This window comes from Massilia cavernae, assembly GCF_003590855.1.
GTDB classification, from domain to species: Bacteria; Pseudomonadota; Gammaproteobacteria; order Burkholderiales; family Burkholderiaceae_D; genus Telluria_A; species Telluria_A cavernae.
On record NZ_QYUP01000010.1, the window covers coordinates 47,449 to 68,729 of the forward strand.

Consider the following 21,281-nt stretch of genomic DNA (forward strand, 5'->3'; position numbering starts at 1 on the left):
GTTGGCCTGCGCCACCATCGCATTCGCGGCCTGCTACAGGATCTGGCTGCGCGTGAGCGCCACCGTTTCGGCAGCATAGTCGGTGTCGACGATGCGCGAGCGGCTGGCCTGCAGCGCCTCGGTGTTCGTGCCCCCCGCGCTGGCCGCCACTTCCAGCCGTTTGCTGGACGACCCCACCACCACCCGCTGCTGAGTGACGAAGGCGATCGCCTCGTCGATGTGGGCGATGGCGATCGCGCTGCGCTTCAGGTTGAGGTCGTCGCGCCCGAGCGCGGAGGCGTTCATCGCGGCCAGGCTCAGCTTGATGGTGTCGCTCGCGTTCGCGCCCACCTGCACCTGGATGTCGCGCATGCCGGTACTGGCGGTGGTTGTGGGGAAAATCTCGGTGAAGCCTTCCAGCGGGTCGTTCCACGGACGCGTGCTGCTGTCCTGCACCACGCTTTTCGCAGGGCCGCATAGGCGCTTCCGTAGCTGAAGCCGCCGGCGACTTCGGCCACCACGGCGGCGGCGCCCAGGCCCGACACCGCATTGCGCAGGCGCTCGTCGGCGCCGTGAATCAGTTCGGCTGTGCCTTCGGTGAACCACTGCGGGAACTGGAAGCCGGTCGCGCGCGACATGATGGCATGCGCCATCTCGTGCGCGATGATGCGGTCGCTGTACATCGGCGCGGTGCCGCCGTCCGGCTGGTTGGTCGACGGGAAGTCCGCCATGTCGATGCCGCTTCGTTAATGTTGCGGTTTGCTTCAGCGTTGCCGCGCAAGCCTGCCGACATCCGTTCCGCCATGGCCATGCCGGCCGCGTCGTCCGATGCGCTCTGGATGCGCAAGCCGGAAGACAGCCGGTTGATGGTCCGCGCCATATCCTCCCCCCATGCCGGAGGCGCGCCGCTGCGCTTGCAGCGATATGACGTTGGTTGAAATCGATATCGACATCAGGGGAAGAACCGTTTGCAATCTTGCATCAGTAACGGCACCTCCCCGGAAATCTTGAGGCCTTTGCAAGAAAGGCCGCAATCGGTGCGCCGCTTAGTGCACCGGCGCCCCGCGCAGCCGGCTGACCTCGAGCGGCGACACCAGCTTGCCCTCGTTGCCCCAGCTGGTGCGGATGTACGAGACCACCGCCGCCACTTCGCTGTCGTTCAGGGTGCTGCCGAAAAGCGGCATGCCGTAGGGGCGCGGATTGCCGGCGGTGCTGGGAGCGAAGCCGCCGTTAAGCACCATGCGCACCGGATTGGTGGCGGTATCGAGCGCCAGCGAGCGGTTGCCGGCCAGCGGCGGGTAGGCCGGTGCGGCGCCCTTGCCGCCGGCGCCGTGGCATGCGGCGCAGTTCTGCTCGTACAGCTTCGCGCCGGCGCGCAGCACCGCCTCGGCGTCGCCCGCCAGCGCCGCCGCCGGTTTGGCGTGCACCGTGGCGCCGGTCGTCGGCAGCGACTTCAGGTAGGCCGCCATCGCATCGACGTCGGCGCCGCTCAGGTGTTGCAGGCTGCCGCTGACCACTTCCGCCATCGGGCCGAACACGGCGCCGCGCGCCGACACGCCGGTCTTGAGCAGGCTGGCAATGTCGGCCGCTTCCCATTCGCCCAACCCGGTTTCATCGCCGGATCCCAGCGCCGGTGCGTACCAGTCCATGGCCGGAATCATGCCGCCGCCAAGAACGGCCTCGCCGATACTGCCGCCCAGCGCCGTCCTCGGCGTGTGGCACGCGCTGCAGTGACCGAGGCCCTGCACCAGGTAGGCGCCCCGGTTCCACTCGGCCGATCGCGCCGGCTGCTGTTCGAATTCGCCCGGCGTGAAGTACAGCGTGCGCCAGAACGCCAGCAGGATGCGCTGGTTGTAGGGGAATGCCAGCTCGTGCTCCAGATTTGGCTGGCGCACGGCGGGGATGGTCTTGAAGTAGGCGTACAGCGCGTCGGAATCTGCGCGCGTGACCTTGGTGTAGTTCGGATACGGGAAGGCCGGGTAGAGGAAGCTGCCGTCCTTCGACTTGCCGTTGTGGATGGCGCGCCAGAAGTCGTCCGGGGTCCAGCTGCCGATGCCGGTTTCCTGGTCCTGGGTGAGGTTGGGCGCATAGATGTTGCCGAACGGGGTTTCGATGGCCCGCCCGCCCGCATATTCCTTGCCGCCGCGCGTAGTATGGCAGGCCATGCAGTTGCCGGCGCGCGCAAGGTAGGCGCCGCGCACCGCCTGCGCGGCCTGGTCGGCAACCGGCGCCGCCGCATGGGCGCGTTGCGGCTCGCTGGCCAGTTCGACGCCGACGATCGCCAGCGGCACAAGGATGATCGCCACAAGGGCGCCAATCAAAATACGTTTCATATCACGGCTCTTCGTGTTCAATGGGCACTGCCGCAAGCGAGCGGCAGCTTGACCGGGGAGGCGGGCGCGGGGGCCATGTCGGCGGGAACCGGCAGCGACGCCAGCCACGCCGACACGGACGCGATGTCGTCCGGCGTCAAGCGCCGGCTTACCTGCGCCATGCAGTCGGGCGCGGCAGCCTTGCGCGCGCCCGTCTTCCATGCGCCGAACTGGGCATTCAGGTAGTCGCGCGGGAGTCCCAGCAGGCCGGGAATGGCGGGCAGCACGCCGGCCAGCTTCTGGCCGTGGCACGCCACACAGGCCGGGATTTTCCTGGCCTGGTCGCCGGCCAGTGCCAGCGCCTTCCCGCGCGCCAGCTCGGCCGGCGCCGCGCCGGCCGGCTGTGGGGCGGGATACGGCGGATGCTGGGCCGAGAAATACGCAGCCATCTCGCGCAGGTAGGCGTCCGACAGGTGGGCCACCATGTGGGTCATCGCCGGATACTGGCGCTTGCCGTCCCTGAAATTGAGCAGCTGGTTGTACAGGTAGGCCTCCGGCTTGCCGGCGATGCGGGGGAAGAAGCCTTCGCTGGTGGCGCGGCCCTCCTTGCCATGGCAGGCCGCGCACGCCAGGGCGCGCTGGGCGATCGTGTCGGGAACGGCTGGCGACCGGGCCGGCGCCGCCATGGCGGCGCTTGTCACCAGCGCCAGCAGGGCCGCGCAAGTTCGCAGGAATTGTTTGGAAATGTTCATGGCCTCCATTTTCGATGCGGCGAGCCCGGCAGAACAGAGGCAGCCGTGCCTTATTTTTGCGTATCAGTTGCTTACTGATATGGTTCGACCAACTCCCTAGCTCCTCGCGCCACGCCCGGCACACATTCATCTGATATGCTGTTTTCAATACAAACTGCATCTGTACCAGCGCAGCGGCAACCGGGATAATCGGTGGCTACAGGAGGTCTACCATGAAACAAACCGACAGCAAACCCAGGGGCCGCTCCTTTGGCGGGACGATGAAGGCCATTGCGTGGTCGTTCATCGGGCTGCGCCGCAAAAGCGACTTCGACGACGACGTCGAGGGCGGCATGAACCCGTTCTACGTCATCATCGCCGCCCTGATTGGCGCGGCGCTGTTCATCGCCCTGCTGGTCTTCGTGGCCCAGTCGGCAGTGGCATGAAACGCTACGAGGCTTTCGCCGAGGAGATCGCCCAGTCGATCCGTACCGGGGTACTGAAGCTGGGCGACCGCCTGCCATCGGTGCGCCAGGCCAGCGCCAGCCGCAGCGTGAGCCCGTCCACGGTGTTCGAAGCCTACTACCTGCTGGAGGCGCGCGGCCTGATCCGCGCGCGCGAACGCTCGGGCTACTACGTCACCGCCGGCGCCAAGACGCTGCTGCCGGAACCGGAAACGGCGGCGCGCCCGGACGACGACTCCACGCCCATCGAGGTCAGCGAGCTGGTATTCGAGATCCTCGAATCGACCAAGATGCGCGACGTCGTCCCGTTCGGGTCGGCCTTCCCCAGCCCGCTGCTGTACCCCCTGCCGCGCCTGGCCCGTTCGATGGCGTCCAGCGTGCAGGCGATGGACCCGTGGAGCACGGTCGACGACCTCACGCCCGGCAACGCCAGCCTGCGGCGCCAGATCGCGCTGCGCTACCTGGCCGACGGCGTCCATGTGCACACCGACGAAATCGTCATCACCAACGGCGCGCTGGAGGCGCTGAACCTGTGCCTGCACACGGTGGCCCGTCCCGGCGACTCGGTCATCGTGGAGTCGCCCGCGTTCTATGGCGCGCTGCAGGCGCTGGAAGGCTTCGGCGTGAAGGCGATCCAGGTCCAGACCCACCCGCGCGAAGGCATCGACATGGCGGGACTGGCATCGGCGCTAGAACGGCACAAGCCGAAGGCGTGCTGGCTGATGACCAACTTCCAGAACCCGATGGGCGCCGTGATGCCGGACGAGAAAAAGCAGGCGCTGGTCGCGCTGCTGGAAGCGCACGGCGTGCCGCTGATCGAGGACGACGTCTACGGCGAACTCTATTTCGGCAACCGGCGTCCGCTGCCCGCCAAGGCCTGGGACAAAAGCGGCATGGTGATGCACTGCTCCTCGTTCTCGAAAAGCCTGGCGCCGGGCTACCGCGTGGGCTGGGCGATTCCCGGCCGCTATGCCAAGGCGGTGGCGCGGCTGAAGCTGACGCGCACCCTGTCGGCGTCCGCGCCGGCGCAGGCTGCGATCGCCGACTACCTCGCCAAGGGCGGCTACGATAAGCACCTGCGCCAGCTGCGCCACGCGCTGGCGGTCCAGCAGGAAGCAATGATGCAGGCCGTGGTGCGCCACTTCCCGGCTGGCACGCGCGCCACCCGTCCGTCCGGCGGCTACTTCCTGTGGATCGAGCTGCCGGGCGACGTCAATACACTGGAAATCCACCGCCGCGCGCTGTCGCTCGGCATCAGCGTGGCGCCGGGGCCGATGTTTTCCGCACAGCGCAAGTTCTCCAATTGCCTGCGCCTGAACTACGGCCATCCCTGGGATGCGCGCGCCGAAGCGGCGATGGCAACGCTGGGGCGCCTGCTTTCCACCCGTGGCGGCCAGTAGTGGCATAGAATTGACCGCGCTGGTTCACCTCAAGGAGAAAGCGCGATGAAATGGCTTGCCATGTTAACGCTGTTGTTCGCCACCCAGGCGAGCGCCCACCATGGCTGGAGCGAATACGATGCCGACAAGCCCTTGCAGCTGAAGGGCACTATCGAAGAATCCGGCTACACCCACCCGCACGGCTACGTACGCCTGAAGACCGCCGCCAAGACCTGGCTGGTCGTGCTGGCGCCGCCAAGCCGCATGGAAAACCGCGGGCTGGCGAAGGACGCCCTGGCAAAAGGGAACACCGCCACCGTGCACGGCTACCCCCACCGCACCAAGCCGGATGAACTTCGCGCCGAACGCATCACCATAGGCGACAAGACCACGGAGCTGCGCTGATGGAAGGCGCGGCCGGCCTCCTTGGCTGGCTGGAAGCGACCCCGCTGGCCGCCGCGATGCGCGGCAGCACCTGGATGTACCCGATCGTCGAGATCTTCCACATCACCGGTTTCGCAATACTGGTGGGGTCGGTCGCGCTGTTCGACCTGCGCGTGCTCGGCTTCGCCCGCGCGCTGCCGGTGCAGGCGCTCGCGCGCCACCTGCTTCCGTGGGCGGTCGCAAGCCTGGGGCTTATCGTGCCGGCCGGGCTGATGATGTTTTCGGCCCATCCCCATGATTTCGCCGGCAACCCGGTCTTCCAGCTGAAGCTCTCTCTCATTGCGCTGGCCGGGCTGAATGCGGCATGGTTTCACCTCGGGGTGTACCGGGGCGCGGCGTCGTGGAATACGCAAGTGGCCGCGCCGCCGCTGGCGCGCGTCCAGGCGGCGGCATCGCTGGCAATCTGGATCGCCGTGATCTGCTGCGGGCGCTTGCTGGCCTATACCTAGCCGCTCCTCTGCCTGGGCGTCAAGGCGCTTAGGATCGGGGACAGACCACCATCTGGTCGAGATCGAGGTCAGCGTGACCCGGTCTGTCCCCGATCTATCCGGGATCGTCACCAGACATCCGACAACGGATGTCATTGTATAATCTGCACATTCGGAAACGGCAATCCGGGATCTTCCCGTTTTTATCCCCCTCCCAGCCCATATGAACTCTACCACCCTGCCATCGGCGCCGCCAAAGAAGCACCGCAATCTCGCTCAGGGCGTGGTCGCCTACATCACCGACAGCATCCGCGACGGCGCACTCGATCCGGGCGACAAGCTGCCGACCGAATCGGAGATCATGCGGCTGCAGGGCGTCAGCCGCACCGTCGTGCGCGAAGCGATTTCGCACTTGCAGGCCGCCGGCCTGGTCGAGACGCGCCACGGCATTGGCACCTTCGTGCTCGAGCCCCCTCCCGCCGGCATGCTGGGCCTGGACCCGAACACCGTGATCACCATGCGCGACGTGCTGGCCATCCTCGAGTTGCGCATCAGCCTTGAAACCGAAGCGGCCGGGCTGGCCGCAAGCCGCCGCACCGATGAACAGCTGCAGCAACTGCGAGCCGCGCTGGACAGCTTCGAAGCGTGCGTGCGCACCGGCGGCGAAACCGTCGCCTCCGACCAGCAGTTCCACCTGATGATCGCGCAGGCCTCGTCGAACCGCTACTTCCACGACATCCTGGGCCACCTGGGGAAAAACATCATCCCGCGCGCCCGCCTCAATTCGGCCAGGCTGGCGCAGGAGGACCCGGTGATCTACATGGAGAGGGTGATCAACGAGCACGAAGACATCTTCAATGCCATCGCGCGCAAGGATCCGGAATCGGCGCGCGCCGCGATGCGTACCCACCTCAGCAACAGCCGCGAACGGCTGCGCCGCGCGCAGGAAATGGCCGAGGGCGGCAAAGCCTGACCGGTTCCCTCCTGTCATCGGCATAGGGGGCAGCTATTTTAAACTGCTCCCCTGCCACACCACCTGAGCTGGGCCGTGACCGCATTGCCCGCCTGCGTAAGGAGCTAGCCCTGCGCTGCAAGCAGAAGCGCAAGTTCAAGGCCACCACCAACTCGAATCACGACCTGCCTGTCGCTGACAGTCTGTTGAATCAGACCTTCGCACCATGCCGCCCGAACGAGGCCTGGGTGACCGACATTACGCACGTGGCCACTGGCGAAGGTTGGCTCTACGTCGCTGGCGTAAAGGATGTGTTCACTTGTGAACTGGTTGGGTTATGCGATGGGAGAGCGAATGACGCAAGCCTTGACAGCACAGGCGCAGGCCGCAATCCATGAATACATCGATCGCTTCTACAACCGCCAGCGACGGCATTCGCGACTTGGAAATGTTCCGCCAGCTTTGTTTGCTAAAGAATTTCAGCAAACCAAGCTGGCGGCTTGAAACACGAGTGTCCGTTATTGACAGTTCACCTCAGTGCCAGGCCAACGTTGGTGGACGCACAGGAAAAAGATCAGCTTGCAATTTTAAACGAAGTTCGGTAACGTTAACAGAAATAGCGAACTGGATTTGAGAGAAAGTGCAATGAAGAAGAAAAAGGCTGTCACCCTGGTGGATGTGGCGAAGAAGGCAGGGGTATCCGTCATGACTGCCTCGCGCGCGCTCAATGAAGATGAAAGCGCATCCAAGAAAGCACGCGAAATGGTGCGCCAGGCCGTCCAGGAACTGGGGTATGCGCCAAATGCCCTGGCCCGGCTGATGAAGGGGGGGCGCACCAACGTGATCGGCGTGATCGTCAATGACCTTTCATCCGTTGTCGTGAACGCGTTCGCTACGGCGGTCAGCGACGAGGTCCGGAAGTACGATATGGACTTGTTCATCTACAGCTCGCAAAGCGGACTGGAGCATGGCAAGGGGCAGAAAGCGAGCCAGTTGCTGCACGGCTTATGGGACGGGCTCATTTATGTACTCCCGCGCGTATCGCCCGATTACCTGAAGCAGCTGGAAACGGATGCAGATCACCCTATCGTGCTGTTGAATTACTGCCGTGAGACCAGCTTGCCGGTAGTCCGGGCCGACAACCAAAGTAGTGCGCACGATGCGGTCAGCCACCTCATAGAACTGGGGCACCGCCGGATCGCATTTATCAGAGGTACGGCGCACACCGGGCAAAGTCCGGAGCGCGAGCTCGGCTACTCCAGTGCGCTTGAAGGCGCTGGTTTGCCACTGGCGCCGGAACTGATCCAGGAAGGCGACTTCAATGAAACTTCCGGGCTGGAGGCTGGACGCGCCCTGCTGGCCCTGCCCGATCCTCCCACGGCGATTTTTGCCGCAAACGACTGCATGGCAATTGGCTCCATGACTGCCGTGCGCGAAAAAGGACTGCGCATTCCAGAAGATGTCTCGATCATCGGCTTCGATGACATTCCAATGGCACGCGCTGTGCAGCCCGGCCTGACCACCTTGCGCCAACCGATAGGCGCGATGGCGCATGCTGCGGTTCAGGAATTGATGCGCCGTATCCAGGGACAACCGGGACGTCGCCAACGCATTGAATTTCCAAGCGAATTCATTATTCGCGAATCCGCGGGACCGGTCGCCGGCAAGCGTCCCCGCACACGCCGCGCCGGGGCCTGAAGCAACCGGCAAGGGCATGGAATAACATTCCATAGTCACTATTTGCACAAAACTTGGTAACGCGGCGCGATTTTACTGCGACATGCAGTGATCGCGCCGTGCGGGAGGCGCCGAAGCTCGCTGCTTGAAGGCGCCAAAATCACAGAGGAGCGACCATGACCGATTCAACCATTCACCGCCGGACGCTGTTGCGGGCTGCCGGGGCATCCGCGGCCATCGCTGCCACCGGAGCATTGTCGCTGGGCGCCGCTTGCGCCTGGGCGGCATCTCCAGAGGCGCGTGGTCCCGAGATTCTCGACCTCGGCCCCGCGGTGCGCCAATTCTCTTTGATGAGCGGCGTGATGATCGGCGACACGGTCTATATAGGCTCGCGCAATGTCGAACCGCCCAGGATCATCGCATTCCACGTCCCGTCCGGCCGCGTCACCGCAAGGACCGACCTCGCGGGCGGTCACTCGATCCAGGCGATCGCAGCCGACCCGTCAGGCAAGTACGTCTATGCGGGCGTCCTGCAGAAAGATCATGGTCCGAACCTCTTCCGTTGGGATGTCTCGAACCCGCAGATGCCAGCCGTCACGCTCGGCAAGACGGGCGATCCCAATCTCCGGGCGATCACCGTTGCCCCGGATGGCCGCGTCTACGCGGCCGGTACCACTCAGGGGAAGGACATCCCCGGCCCGGCGCTGTGGGAGTATGATCCGGCGACCGGCGCCATCCGCAGTCTGGGTGTACCGAACCCGGCGGCGAACACGCCCGTCGGCATCCGCTCGGTGGCGGCGACGGCGACCACGGTCTTTATCGGCACCGGTTTGATGATCGACGGGACGGCAGCGACACGTGCAGCGCTGTTTGCGTATGATCGCGCCAGCGGCAAGTTCACCAACATCACGCCAAAGGAGATGCTGGAGGGTAGCAGCGTGCGCTGGGTCAAGCTGGTCGGCGACCGGCTCGTGGCCGGCGCCTCCGGCTCCTCGGCGATCGCTGCAATTCGCCTGGACAATCTCGCCTCATACCAGATCGCAAAATCCACCGACGACACCGCGAAGGCCTTTGCCAGGATCGGCGATCGGATCATCTATGCGGGCGGCTCGGGGCTGCGTGCCTACGACTTCGCCACCAACACGATCGCTCGTGTCAACACGAACGGCCTCGAATTGGGGGAGGTCTGGAATATCGCTGAGCGTGCGGGACGCGCGATCGTTACAAGCGCCTACGGCTTTGTCGCAGAGATCGACCTCGCGACGGGCAAGTCGACCGTGTTCGACCTCGTCGAGAGGGGCGCCCAGGCGGATCCGCAGGCCGTGATGGGCATCGCCGCGAGCGCGGGCGTCGTCTATGTCGGCGGGACGGGTACGATCGCAAAACACGACACTCGCCGTGGTACGGTCGAGTATCTGCGGGCGCCGGGCGAGGCGAAGGATGCCATCATCGTCGATGGCGACCTCATCACTGGCCAGTACAGTGGCGAAGGCATCTGGCGTTACGATCCCCGAAGCGGGCGCCCCATCGCGCAAGCGGCCAAGTTCCCCGCGGCGCAGAACCGCCCGCTCGATGTCTGCTGGGACGCCGCCCACCAACTGGCGCTGTTCGCCGTACAGTCGGACGGCGCGGGCGGCGGGGCGTTCTGGACCTACGATCCGAAGGGGAAGCAGTCCCGGTCGTTCGTGAATCCGATCGACCGGGCGCAGATGGTCCGCGCCGTCGCGACCCGCGAAGGCGTGGCCTTCCTCGGTGGCGACAATGTGCTCGCGACCGGGCCACGCGGCACGATCGTCGCCTTTGACCCAAAGGCTGGCAAGGAGCTGTGGCGGCTCGAGACCAATCTCGGCGCCGGTATCGGCTCGCTCGCGATACAGGGCCAGCATCTCTACGGCATCGCGAGGAACGGCACCGCCTTCGTGGTGGATGTGTTACTCCGCACCATGGTGCACAAGGCGGACATCCGCAAACTCGCACACGGCTTCTCGGCGCTCGTGACCAACCTCGGCATCGTCTACGGTGTCTCCGACACGTCGGTCTTCAAGTTCGACCCGACCACCTTCGCAGCGACGGCTGTGGTCGAGGGGATTAACGGCGGCTGGTACAGCGGCTCGCACATCACCAACGATGAACAGGGCTATCTGTATACGATGCGGGGCCGCAATCTCGTCCGCATCAAGGATCACAAGCGTTGATCCCACACGCGGGACGTCCCCGGCCTTCGACCGGCTGGGGTGTCGCGCGCCATTTCCAACTGCTTACGGCCGAATTCAACGCGATGGCCGCGCCGCTATTCGAGGAGAGAGAGAATGACCCGAGCCAGGACGCTACGCCTGATCTTGTTCGCCGCCGCCTGTGTGTCGGCATCGCTGCCTGCCATCGCCACGGCGCAGGAGCGCAAGCCCAACATCGTCATCTTCCTGGCCGACGATCTCGGCTATCAGGATACCGGGCCCTATGGCGACAAGACCGTGCGCACGCCAAATCTCGACCGACTGGCCAAGGAGGGCGTCGCGTTCGACCAGGCGTTCGTCGCCTCGCCGGCCTGTGCGCCCAGCCGCGCCGCATTGCTCACCGGGCTGATGCCAGCGCGCACCGGCGCCGAAGCGAACCCGTCGGAGCCGCGCAGCTGGGTGCGCAAGCTGCCGTCGTACCTCCAGGAGCAAGGCTATGAGGTCGTCGCGTTCGGCAAGGTCTCGCACTATCAGCAGACCGCCCAGTACGGTTTCGACCATTTCGAACACGACACCTTCCACGATCCCGAAGGCATACCATCCAGCATCCGTTGGCTGAAGGCGCGCAACAGCAGCAAACCGCTGGCGATCTTCGTCGGCAGCAACTGGCCGCATGTTCCCTGGCCCGCGACGACCGAAGGCTATGACCCGTCGGCGGTGAAGCTGCCGGCGCTGGCGGTCGATACGCCGATCACCCGAACCGCGCGCGCGCAATACGATGCGGCGGTGACGCGGATGGACAGCGAATTGGGCTCGGTTCTCGACACGGTGGATAGGACGCTAGGCAAGAACACGATCGTGCTGTTTTCGTCCGATCACGGGGCGCAATGGCCTTTTGCGAAGTGGAACCTGTACGACGCGGGAATCCGCGTTCCGATGATTGTGCGCTGGGCTGGGACGGTCCGGCCGGGCATGCGCACCGACGCGATGGTCAGCTGGATCGATATCCTGCCCACGCTGGTCGACATGGCAGGCGGCAAACCGCCCGTCGATATCGACGGCAAGTCGTTCGCACCGCTGCTGCGCGGGACGGCGCCGGGCCATCGCGACGCGATCTTCACGACGCACGACAACGACCAGTACGTTAACGTCTATCCGATGCGCAGCGTGCGCACCGGGCGTTGGAAGTACATCCGCAACCTCCACCCCGACTATGTCTACACCACGCACATCGACCAGTTCGTGCAGCGCCCCGGTAGAGGAAATTTTTTCCCATCATGGCGCGAGGCGGCGATGCGCGATCCGGCGGCAAAGAAGATCGTCGCGCGCTATTATCACCGGCCGGCAGAAGAACTTTACGACTTGAAGGCCGATCCGGACGAGCGCGTCAACCTGGCGGGCGACAAGAAATATTCCGCGACGCTCGAGGATCTGCGCACACGTCTGGAGGCGTGGCGCAACGATCAGGGCGACACCGTTCGCGTCAAGGAGACGCCGCACCTGAAGGAAGGCCCGATCGGCGGCGCGCCCGATCCGCAAGTGCAGGACAAGGCGAAAGTGACGAAGTGACGAGACGCGAGCGGCCGGTCTATGCACGGATGATGCAACGGAAGCCGAGATGCGAAGTCGATGTATCGATGGTCTGCGGCCAGCGCGCCGCTGGCCGGTAACGCTGGCAATAATTGGGCGCGCAAAGATGCGAGCCGCCCTTGGTCACGCGGGTTTCGAAACGTTCGCCACCTGCCGGATGCTGGGACCCGCCACAGCATGTCGGCGCATCGGGCGATCGTGCTTGCCCATAGGCGTCCCGGGTCCACTCCCAGACATTGCCGATCATGTCATAGAGACCATAGCCATTGGGCGGATAGGAGCGAACGGGGCTCGTGCGCTCCAGACCGGAGTCCGCGCGATTTTCATGCGGGAACAGGCCGCGCCAGGTCTTGGCCATCGCCTTTCCGTTCGGTTGGAATTCGTCGCCCCACGCATAGGTCGCGCCATCCAGGCCGCCACGCGCGGCGAACTCCCACTCGGCTTCGGTCGGAAGCGATTTCCCGGCCCACCGCGCATAGGCCTCCGCATCGCTCGCGGCGATATGCACGACCGGATGATCCTCCAGTCCCTCGATCGAACTGCCGGGTCCCAATGGAGCCCGCCAATATGCGCCAACGATGAACTTCCACCAGACAGGCGGCCCTCCGAGATCGACCGGGCTGTCGGGCGGCACGAATACGATCGACCCGGCGCGTCCCATCTCAGGAAGCATGCCGGGATAGTCCACAGGATCGGGCGCGAATTCGGCAAAGGTCTTGTGACCCGTCGCATCGACGAAGCGCGCGAACTCGCGGTTCGTCACCGGCGTCTCGTCGATCCAGAAATCGCCGACCCTGGCGCGGCGACGCGGCGCCTCCTCCGGGTAGAAATCATCCGCCCCCATGTCGAACGAACCACCAGAAACGAAACCCATGCCCTCGAACATGTCGTTCAGCATACCTCTTTACTCCTTATATGATAGCTTGATAACTTGGTAGCGACTGCGGGCACGCTCTGCAACTCTCGTATCGTGCCCTGGCATCCCGTTGCGCAGCTCAACGTACAGGCGCAGCCGCTTTTTGTGCGCCTCGGCCCACCCTTCCATATCATCCCCCCTCGGCGCCAGCCATCGTTGCGCACAGCGTGGCGCTCCGGCCCTGCGGGATGGAGCTTGCCTGCGATACACGCTCAAGCGTGCTACTCCGGCCACAAGGCAGCCACGCCCGCCTTCGATTTCCTCAGCTTCGTTGAAACGCTGACGGAACCGGTCGAACTCGCAAACATGGGCTCCCACTTCCAGCTTGTTGCTGCGGCGGCCATGCCTGCATGGAATGCTACGTCACCGCCATGGGGCTGCGCAAGCTGCAGATACACGTGACGGGTCCTGCCGGCGCCGATCCGGCGGAGCCTTCCGCAGTTGCGCTTCACTTCGCTCGCTGTGGTCAGCTTGCGGCGGGACTTGCACCCACACGAGTACGCCCATGCGGGGCGCAAGTAAAAAAGCCCCGATTCACATCGGGGCTGTTGCATGAAGGCTGGCGCGGCTAGCGCCGCCACTTGCTATTTTTTAGAAGGTCGCGTCCAAACGCACGCCGAAATACCGGGTGTAGTCGCGCGCCGGAATCCAGCTAGTGTGGTTAACGATGTGCGGATTCGGGTTCGGCTTCAGCACGCTATACGGACTGCCTATCGAGTTGCCAAGGCTGGTGGCGTAGGCCTTGTCGAACAGGTTGTTGACGAAGACGCTCAGCTTGTATGCCCCTTCTTGTCCTTGATGCCGAAGCCAAGATTGGCAATGCCGTATGAACCTTGAGTCAGGCCCGGGTCCTGGTTCAAGTGGAACAAGGTCTCGCTCTGCCAGCGGTATGCGCCGTTGAGGAAGAAATTGAACTTTTGCGACGGCAATGGCAAGTCGTACGTGGCGCCCAGGTTGAGCTTCACCTTGGGCGCGTTGGGCAGCGATTTGCCGCCCAGGTTCGCTACCGCGTTATTGCCGAACTTCGGATTTCTTACGCAGCTACTATGCGACACCCTCGCCGTGCCTTCCGCATTCAGCACCGAATAGCATGGTCCGTTCTCAAATTCAGTGACGATGGCACGGGTATAGGCGAACGCACCATTCAGCGTCAGCGCGCGGCTCACGCGCCACGAGCCGTCCGCTTCCAGTCCACTGGTACGCAAGCCGCCAATGCTGTGCAAGGTGGTGCGGAAAATGCCGTCTGGGTCGAGGAAGCCTGCCGACTGCTGGAAGCCCTTGAAGTCGGTACGGAACACGGCCAGATTCAGCATGGCCTTGCCATCCAACAGTCCCAGCTTGGCGCCAATTTCAAAGTTCTTCGCTGTTTCCGCCGGTACCGGAAACTTGTCGGCCACTTCCTTCGTCAGGAAGCTGGTCAGATCGTAGGCCACGCCCTTGTGGCCGGTGGAGAACAGCGCATACAGCATGGTGTCGCGATCAACCTGATGCTGGAGGCCGATCTTGCCGGTGACGTCGTTGGCGCTGTGGGCGTCGTCATCCCCGCCGAACCGCTCCAGCGGGACGCGGCCGAAATTTGGCGGCGGCAGGAAACGGGTGAAGCCGAAGCCGGTATCTTCGCGGTTCAATCGCAGGCCGGTGATCAGGCTGGTGCCTTTCCTGAATTCCCATGACGACTGGCCAAACAGGGCATAACTGGTGTTGCGCGCATTGGCGTGATACCACGAGGCAAACGTACCGGCCGGCGCCTTGGTCAGTTCGCGCTGCAGGCGGTTGTCGCCGTACCACAGGCCGATCAGATAACGCACATCGCCACTGTCTGGCGAGGTCAGCCGCAGTTCCTGGGTGCGCGATTCCACGTCAAACATACCGTACTGAATCATGCTGCCGGTAAAGCCACTCGGCTTGCCGTTGACCAGCATGTAGCGCATGATGTCACCATCGGTACCGTCAAGATCCTGCCAATCGTTCATCTTGTAGCTGGCGTAAGACGTGATCGAACTCAGCACATGTTTGGCAAGCAGCGAGTCCACGCCGAAGGTGTACTGCAACTTCAGGCCGGCACCTGCGGTGGTCGAATTGCCGCCCGCCGGATAATCGTTGCGCACGTCCACATTGCCCGGGCGCAGGTTTATGCCCCGCAGCAGCTCCGAGGTCGGCAACTGGGGGATGTTTGAGTACAGGCCGCCTGGCGTCATCGAGGTAAACACCGGCACGCAGCAATTGATGTTGCTGCGATTGGCGTAGGGCGAAAACACGACTTCGAAATTATCGCTTGGCGTCCACTCCAGTTTCCCCATGAAGGTCTTGTTCTTGGAGCCGTTCATCCGCTCACCCGTGGTCAGGTTATGCACTACGCCGCCAAAGCTGGTCTTGCTGGCGGACAGGCGCATGCGCACGGTATCGCTCAATGCGCCCGAGGTGCTGGCGCCGAGGCGCCACTCGCTGTCATTGGTCAGCAAGGTCGAGGTGCGGGTACGCCATTTGCTTTCAATGGGCTTGGTGGTGATGGCCACGGCGCCGGCGATCGAGCTCTTGCCGTGCAAGGTGCTTTGCGGTCCCTTCAAGACTTCGATGCGGTGTACATCCGCCAGATCCTTGAAGGCGCCAGCCTGCATGCCCAGCGGGACATCATCAATAATCACCGACACGTCCGCTTCGACGCCGACGCCGAGGGAATAGGTACCGATGCCGCGCATGTTGAGGCTGAAATTACCAGGCTGGGCACCGTAGGTCACGGTCAGCGCCGGCGACAACGCGGGCAAATCATTCATATCCCGCACATTGTTGTTCTGCAGGACGGTGTCGTTCAGGACGGTGATTGCGGCCGGCACGTCCTGCAGGTTCTGCAAGCGCTTATTGGCCGTCACGACCACGGTCTCAAGCTTGGCGCCGCCATCCGGGGCAGGCGGGCCTTGTCAGCCTGCTCGGCCCATGCAAGCCCGGGACTCATGCTTGCCAGGGCAAGCGCTACAGCCACTGTCAGTGGACGGGCCTGCAGCGCTTGCTTGTTGATGTGATAGTTCTTCATTTCCTACATCTCCACTCTATTTTTCAACGATTTGACAACCGACCACGCTGATCGCGACATGCCTTTAGCGCGACCTTAACGCTTCTAACTTCTGTAAGAAAAATCAACGAAAGGGCGCTCGTATCATTCGCCATCGCAATTTTAGGTAACGATACCAATTTTTCCGCAAGAAGTGAGAAAAAATTTTTAAAAACGCGAAAAAAGTCCAGAATTTGTAGCAATCCTGGCGACATTCCGCAAAATTTCGTGGTATCGATACCAGCGCGTCGTAACGCTGAGACGTCTTCACGATCTGAAGGCGACAGCGCCGACTGGACCCAGCGGCCTACGAAGCCGCTGAGTTGGGCAAACAAGCGGATGACGTCGTTTAGGCATGGCGCTTGCACCGGCTTGGGCTGTTTTGATAGCAAGCAGGTCCCGCGAATGTCATCTGCAGAGTAGAACAGGGGCATCCAAGTCGGGGCAGTTGTGTCCCATACGCATCAAATGGGGCATGCGTCAGGCCACCGCCATGAACAGCGCCAGCGCGCGCCCCTCCTTTGTTACTACCGGCCCGTTCTACGACCAAGGCGCCGCATGCGTTGCGCGCCGCCAGGCGCGCAACGCTGCAATCCACAACACTGTCCCAATCAGTGCGAATAGACCGGCCGCAAGGAAGGTCAGCCTGAAATCGCTGCCACTCCAGTCCAGCACTGCGCCAGTTGCCAGCGTGAGAACGACTGTGAGGATCGCTGTCATCGACCAGTAAAACGCCGCCAGCTCGGAGAATCGTTCTGCCGGTAACATAATCGGCAGCAAGGATGCAGTTCCGCTTAAAACCGCACCCGCCAGCACCCCGTGCACAACGAGCCAGATAAGGAACGACGTCCTGCCCGTCACGCACAGCCATGCCGCAAGCATGCTCAACGCATATAGTCCAACAAGCCAGACGCCGATCCGCAGGGGATGGAAACGGTCGGCCAGCCAGCCTAGCGGCAGCGCCAACGCAATCGATATGCAATAGGTAACCGCCACTGCTTGACCAAAACCTCGCGGGTCAACGCCGAATTGCGCGATTGCATTCTGACTGTTGATGTTGACCGGCAAGGAGGAAATGGTGGACACGCCTACGGCCCCGAACAGAAGCACATAGAACCAGGGGGCTTTGCCCTCCCCTGCACCCAAGCGCTCCAAGCCGCGCCACGCTTGCCTGGTCGGCGTCGGCGGAGGATAAGCCGGCTCCCTGATGCAAAGACACAACAGCGTGAAAGCCACAAGATAGACAATCGCGATTACCAGCATGACCTGGGGCGCCACCCCCGCCACGTTGTTGCCGAACACATAGTAGAAGAACAAGGCGCCAACGGCCAGGCTCACAATGCGGAACAGGCCGAAAACGCGGCCCAGCAAGCGGTGCGGAACCGTGTCCGTAATTAGGGCCAGAAACAGCGGCGTGCTCATCACAGTAATCAGTTCGTACAGCGTCCAGAAAAGGAGAATGCAGCCGATGACAGCCTGCCGACGGTATCCCGGCGCCACAACACCGAGCCCAAGCAGATAGTCCGCCAGCGGCTCGCTGTAAGCAAGGCCGACAAGGCTGCCAGCCAGCAGTGGCGCCCCCGCCAGCAGAAATGGAATGCGACGCCCTAAGCGCGTGCGCGTGCGGTCGCTCCAGGCACCGACGGGCGGACCCGCCAGCAGCGCCAAGCCGGCCGGCAGGGCGCCAAACATCAGGTTTACCAGCAGGAGATTCTGGCTGAACGCCATCAACTGGAGCTTCACCAGTTCCGGAACCGCGCGCTCTTTAAGCGACCAGGCCAGATCGCCAAGCAGGAGGAAGGCAAGCAGCGGCAGCAGCGCGACGAAGGCGGCAGTCGTCAGGACGACTGCCCGGCCTTGTCCTGTGGGTCCGCCCCGCACCGCTTTCTGGACCACGCCACCCTCCTGTTACTTATTCAATGTAGTTCTTACATTACTTTTCTTACCATCAATAGTTACACTTATGTCGATGATACCTTTTGAAAAATCATTGCCAGCATTCTCTGTGATGCCAATTTCCGGTGCTTTTCCGCCATCATACGGATAAACAATGGTTACGAACTGTTGAATGTTTGCGTCGTTTTTTGCTTTTTCGAATACAAATGCAGGTCTTGACAGTTCCTTGTTATAGATGTACGACACTTTTCCGTACTCTTCACTAAGGCTTGTTCTATCGGTGTTCAATGATTGGATCAGCAAGTTGTTTCCATCCGCATAAGAAGTGTACACCCTATTTTTCGCCTTATCGAAAACCGGGTTGCTGTCTTCTTTCAACTGGAAATGCACACCTAAGTTTCCTGTTGCTTTGCCTATTGCCTTATCAATGATAAAGAAATATTTTTGATTAACAAACAACACGCTTCGTTGATGATTCAACTCATTATAGCTAGGATTGGTATAGGTTAGCACATCCAGATTTTTGCCAGTATCCCATTTGTTTTGAACTGCTTTGGTAATCACCATATTCTTATTATCAAGCGTAAGGGTGCTGTGCACCCGAGTCTGGCGGTACCAATCTCTCAACCTGTTGATTTCTGCATTACCACTGTATATGTAACAACCAGCATCCGGCGTAAAATTGCGCCCTTTTACCCAAAGTTCGAATGTACCATTATCGGGCTGGGCGTGAAATTCCCCAGGTGGACCTGCTTTTAATATCATTACAGTTGATTTATCGTTCCAGCCGTTTCTAAAAGTATAGAACCCGGCGTTTTTCAAGCCACGCGACAAATAGTTTGGCAATTCCCCTTCCTTGCCATCAGTTGCAAAATATTTGATATGTGCATTGTTTGGGAATGTTTCTGACCATTCTTGAAATTGCTTCATTCTGCCATTTTTTTCAACGGCCCATGAGTCGCCAAACATAGGGGTGTTGTAATCTGGGAATGACATATTTACAGTTGCCTCCACCATTCTCTCGATGGTTTTGCTATAGCTTTCCGGAAATTCGTTTGCTATGCCAGCCATTTTTGCCGAATTGTAAGCTTTAAGGAAAATATCTATACTAGCGACGTGGTATACAGGCGAAAGTTCCCATTGCATGCCATCGGCATATACTTGGCCCTTTATTTCGCGGTTTAGTACTTCAATACCGCTTCTTCGCCATGCTTCCGCCAGCTTTAGCTCTGGAAAGAAACTGCCAACACCCAATACCCGTTGCGCTTCAAATAATAAGTGATTTCCTTTTTCGCTGTAACGTTTTGGAATATAATCTGTCTGCTTGCTAATGCTGTTCAAAAATTCAAGCAAAAACGAAGGTGTAAAACTTGGCGAAACCACAAAGAGATTGAACGTACCGGGAAAACTCTGTATGCGTGCAGACACTTCCAGTGGGCGCCACGCATAGCGGTCGTTATCGGCCGATAGGCCTAAGGGATTCTTTTTTGCCCAGTCGCGAAACTGCAATACCCATTCTTTAGCATATTTTTCATCGCCACTACTACGGTAGGCTAAACCCATGGTTTGCCACCATGTTACGCGATGCAATTGCCAACGCACTTCGTTATCTTTAACCGGCCAAAAGGCCCAGTTGATATCGTTTCCATAATCAAAATAGCCATAACCTTTGTGAGGCTGAAATTTATGCACTAGCGCATTGTCAGCTTTTTCTTGGTTAGCGGCGCCAATCGATTTGCCTCGGAAACTGGCTTCATCACCCACATTAAAGTCTGGCAATTTTATGTTTTTCCGGCTCCGATAATAACTAAGCAGTTCTTTGGCAGCATCTTCATATTTGCCGGCCAAAAACAGTGAATTTGTCTTTTCTAATCCAGCGTAAGAAAGATTGATATTGTTAAAACTTTCCTTTTCAATTGGAATATCTTGCGCCGCGGCTTGAAGAAACACTAAACTAAGTGTCAAATAACCTATGATATACCTTACTTTCATGTCTTAAGCTTTCAATAATGGTTTTATATCAATTTTTTGACGGTGACATAGCGCCTCAAAACTTCAAGGCAATAATAGTATGCGTAATCTATTGCCGTATCAACGTCAGATATATAGGACGATCAACCGCGCCCAAGTGCCGGACTCCAATTCGCAGCCGTTCTTCAGAACATGGAAATGTATTGCGAGTTACCAGCGTGCACGATACCAATCGCCGATCAGCTCGACGATGTGGTCAGAAGTGGTGGCCATGCGGTTCATCAGCAGTCGCCATTCGGACCACGCCACCCTCCATTGGCAGTTTCTTATTGGCCATGCAAACCGAAAAGCAAGCGCAGCGATAGCAGCGCGGCCCGGTGCCGCACTACTATCACACGGTGCCCTTAGAAGCTCATGTCCAGGCGAACGCCGAAGTAGCGGGTGTAATCGCGCGCCGGCATCCACTGGGTGATGTTCACCAGGTGCGGATTGGCATTTGGCGCCCTCACACTATAGATGCTGCCGATTGTGTTGCCCAGGCCCGTAGCATAGCGCTTGTCAAACAGATTGTTGACGAAGAAGCTCAGCTTATAAGCGTCCGTCTTGGCCTTGATGCCGAAGCCGATGTTGGCCAAACCATATGCGGCCTGGATGGTTTCCGGATCCTGGTTCAGGGAGAACTGCGTAGCGCTCTGCCAGCGGTAAGCCGCCGTGACGAAGGCGTCGAAGCTGCGATCCGGCAGCGCCAAATCGTACTGCGCCCCCAAATTGATCTTGACCTTTGGCGCATTAGGCAGCGTCTTGCCGCGCAGGTCCGCCACATTGGTGTTGTTGTACTTCGGATTCGGGGCACAGTTACCGCCAGGCACTGCCGCAGTACCTGCCGCATTCATCACCGAATAGCAAGGTCCGTTCTCGAACTCGGTGACGATAGCCTTGGTGTAAGCCAAGCTGCCGTTCAGCACCAATTCACGGTTTACGCGCCAGTTGCCGTCTGCCTCGAAGCCGCTGGTGCGCAGGCTGCCGATGCTGTGCAGCGTGGTACGGAAAAGACCATCCGCATCGAAAAAGCCGGCCGATTGCTGGAAGCCCTTGAAATCGGTACGGAACACAGCCAGGTTCAGCATGGCGCGATTATCCAGGAGCGACAGCTTGGCGCCCAGTTCATAGTTCTTCGCCGTTTCCGCTGGCACCGGCTGCTTCTTTGCCACGGCCGCAGTTAAGCCGCTGGTCAGGTCGTATGCCACGCCCTTGTGGCCTGTGGAAAACAGGCCGTAAACCATGGTATCTCGATTGACTTCGTGCTGCAGGCCGATCTT

General features: G+C 61.0%; 18 protein-coding genes and 1 pseudogene. 9 read left to right on the forward strand and 10 right to left on the reverse strand.

Annotated elements, in window-relative coordinates:
• Window positions 1-33: 33 nt before the first annotated feature.
• The 4 genes from D3872_RS27210 to D3872_RS01110 form a co-directional block, all read right to left on the reverse strand.
• Complete coding sequence (locus D3872_RS27210; RefSeq protein ID WP_307719385.1) at window positions 34-438, reverse strand: flagellin; 405 nt, start codon at window positions 436-438, stop codon at window positions 34-36.
• Window positions 439-556: 118 nt separating this feature from the next.
• On the reverse strand, window positions 557-859 hold the full coding sequence (locus D3872_RS01100) for a flagellin (protein ID WP_119809066.1): 303 nt from the start codon (window positions 857-859) through the stop codon (window positions 557-559).
• A gap of 166 nt (window positions 860-1,025) precedes the next feature.
• The gene (locus D3872_RS01105; protein ID WP_119809067.1) at window positions 1,026-2,312 is read right to left on the reverse strand and encodes a c-type cytochrome; all 1,287 of its coding nucleotides are present in this window, start codon (window positions 2,310-2,312) and stop codon (window positions 1,026-1,028) included.
• Window positions 2,313-2,329: 17 nt separating this feature from the next.
• On the reverse strand, window positions 2,330-3,043 hold the full coding sequence (locus D3872_RS01110; protein WP_119809068.1) for a c-type cytochrome: 714 nt from the start codon (window positions 3,041-3,043) through the stop codon (window positions 2,330-2,332).
• Between the two features lie 212 nt (window positions 3,044-3,255).
• On the opposite strand from D3872_RS01110, the gene D3872_RS01115 reads away from it, so the two are divergent.
• The 9 genes and pseudogenes from D3872_RS01115 (at window position 3,256) to D3872_RS01155 (ending at window position 12,109) form a co-directional block, all read left to right on the forward strand.
• Window positions 3,256-3,468: a DUF2970 domain-containing protein gene (locus tag D3872_RS01115; RefSeq protein ID WP_119809069.1), complete on the forward strand. Its 213-nt coding sequence runs from the start codon at window positions 3,256-3,258 to the stop codon at window positions 3,466-3,468.
• A complete protein-coding gene (locus D3872_RS01120; RefSeq protein WP_119809070.1) occupies window positions 3,465-4,886 on the forward strand; it encodes an aminotransferase-like domain-containing protein in 1,422 nt (473 codons plus the stop codon). The genes D3872_RS01115 and D3872_RS01120 overlap by 4 nt, the downstream gene beginning before the upstream one ends.
• A 45-nt stretch (window positions 4,887-4,931) precedes the next feature.
• The gene (locus tag D3872_RS01125) at window positions 4,932-5,270 is read left to right on the forward strand and encodes a DUF6152 family protein (protein ID WP_119809071.1); all 339 of its coding nucleotides are present in this window, start codon (window positions 4,932-4,934) and stop codon (window positions 5,268-5,270) included.
• Entirely contained in the window at window positions 5,270-5,758 is a 489-nt protein-coding gene (locus D3872_RS01130) for a hypothetical protein (RefSeq protein ID WP_119809072.1), read from the forward strand. The genes D3872_RS01125 and D3872_RS01130 overlap by 1 nt, the downstream gene beginning before the upstream one ends.
• Window positions 5,759-5,960: 202 nt before the next feature.
• Window positions 5,961-6,710, forward strand: a complete 750-nt coding sequence (locus D3872_RS01135) for a FadR/GntR family transcriptional regulator (RefSeq protein WP_119809073.1) — start codon at window positions 5,961-5,963, stop codon at window positions 6,708-6,710.
• A 68-nt stretch (window positions 6,711-6,778) separates the two neighbouring features.
• Window positions 6,779-7,193: pseudogene (locus D3872_RS01140) on the forward strand (DDE-type integrase/transposase/recombinase); the annotation flags it as partial.
• Window positions 7,194-7,334: 141 nt separating this feature from the next.
• Window positions 7,335-8,387, forward strand: a complete 1,053-nt coding sequence (locus D3872_RS01145) for a LacI family DNA-binding transcriptional regulator (protein WP_119809074.1) — start codon at window positions 7,335-7,337, stop codon at window positions 8,385-8,387.
• Window positions 8,388-8,542: 155 nt separating this feature from the next.
• Window positions 8,543-10,561 (forward strand): outer membrane protein assembly factor BamB family protein, encoded by a 2,019-nt coding sequence (locus D3872_RS01150; RefSeq protein WP_119809075.1) that lies wholly within the window; start codon window positions 8,543-8,545, stop codon window positions 10,559-10,561.
• A 114-nt stretch (window positions 10,562-10,675) separates the two neighbouring features.
• On the forward strand, window positions 10,676-12,109 hold the full coding sequence (locus D3872_RS01155; protein WP_119809076.1) for a sulfatase family protein: 1,434 nt from the start codon (window positions 10,676-10,678) through the stop codon (window positions 12,107-12,109).
• Window positions 12,110-12,128: 19 nt separating this feature from the next.
• Here D3872_RS01155 and D3872_RS01160 read toward each other — a convergent pair whose 3' ends face one another.
• From D3872_RS01160 to D3872_RS01185, 6 genes are all read right to left on the reverse strand, one after another.
• On the reverse strand, window positions 12,129-13,028 hold the full coding sequence (locus D3872_RS01160) for a formylglycine-generating enzyme family protein (protein WP_220476849.1): 900 nt from the start codon (window positions 13,026-13,028) through the stop codon (window positions 12,129-12,131).
• Between the two features lie 788 nt (window positions 13,029-13,816).
• Entirely contained in the window at window positions 13,817-15,916 is a 2,100-nt protein-coding gene (locus D3872_RS01170; RefSeq protein ID WP_182915635.1) for a TonB-dependent receptor, read from the reverse strand.
• Window positions 15,917-16,100: 184 nt separating this feature from the next.
• Window positions 16,101-16,529 (reverse strand): IS4 family transposase, encoded by a 429-nt coding sequence (locus D3872_RS25150; RefSeq protein ID WP_147373756.1) that lies wholly within the window; start codon window positions 16,527-16,529, stop codon window positions 16,101-16,103.
• 106 nt (window positions 16,530-16,635) lie between these two features.
• Window positions 16,636-17,991, reverse strand: a complete 1,356-nt coding sequence (locus tag D3872_RS01175) for an MFS transporter (RefSeq protein ID WP_119809079.1) — start codon at window positions 17,989-17,991, stop codon at window positions 16,636-16,638.
• A 12-nt stretch (window positions 17,992-18,003) separates the two neighbouring features.
• Entirely contained in the window at window positions 18,004-19,983 is a 1,980-nt protein-coding gene (gene hepC / locus D3872_RS01180; protein WP_119809080.1) for a heparin-sulfate lyase HepC, read from the reverse strand.
• A 383-nt stretch (window positions 19,984-20,366) separates the two neighbouring features.
• Window positions 20,367-21,281: TonB-dependent receptor domain-containing protein (locus tag D3872_RS01185; RefSeq protein ID WP_119809081.1), on the reverse strand; the 915-nt coding region annotated here is incomplete at its 5' end.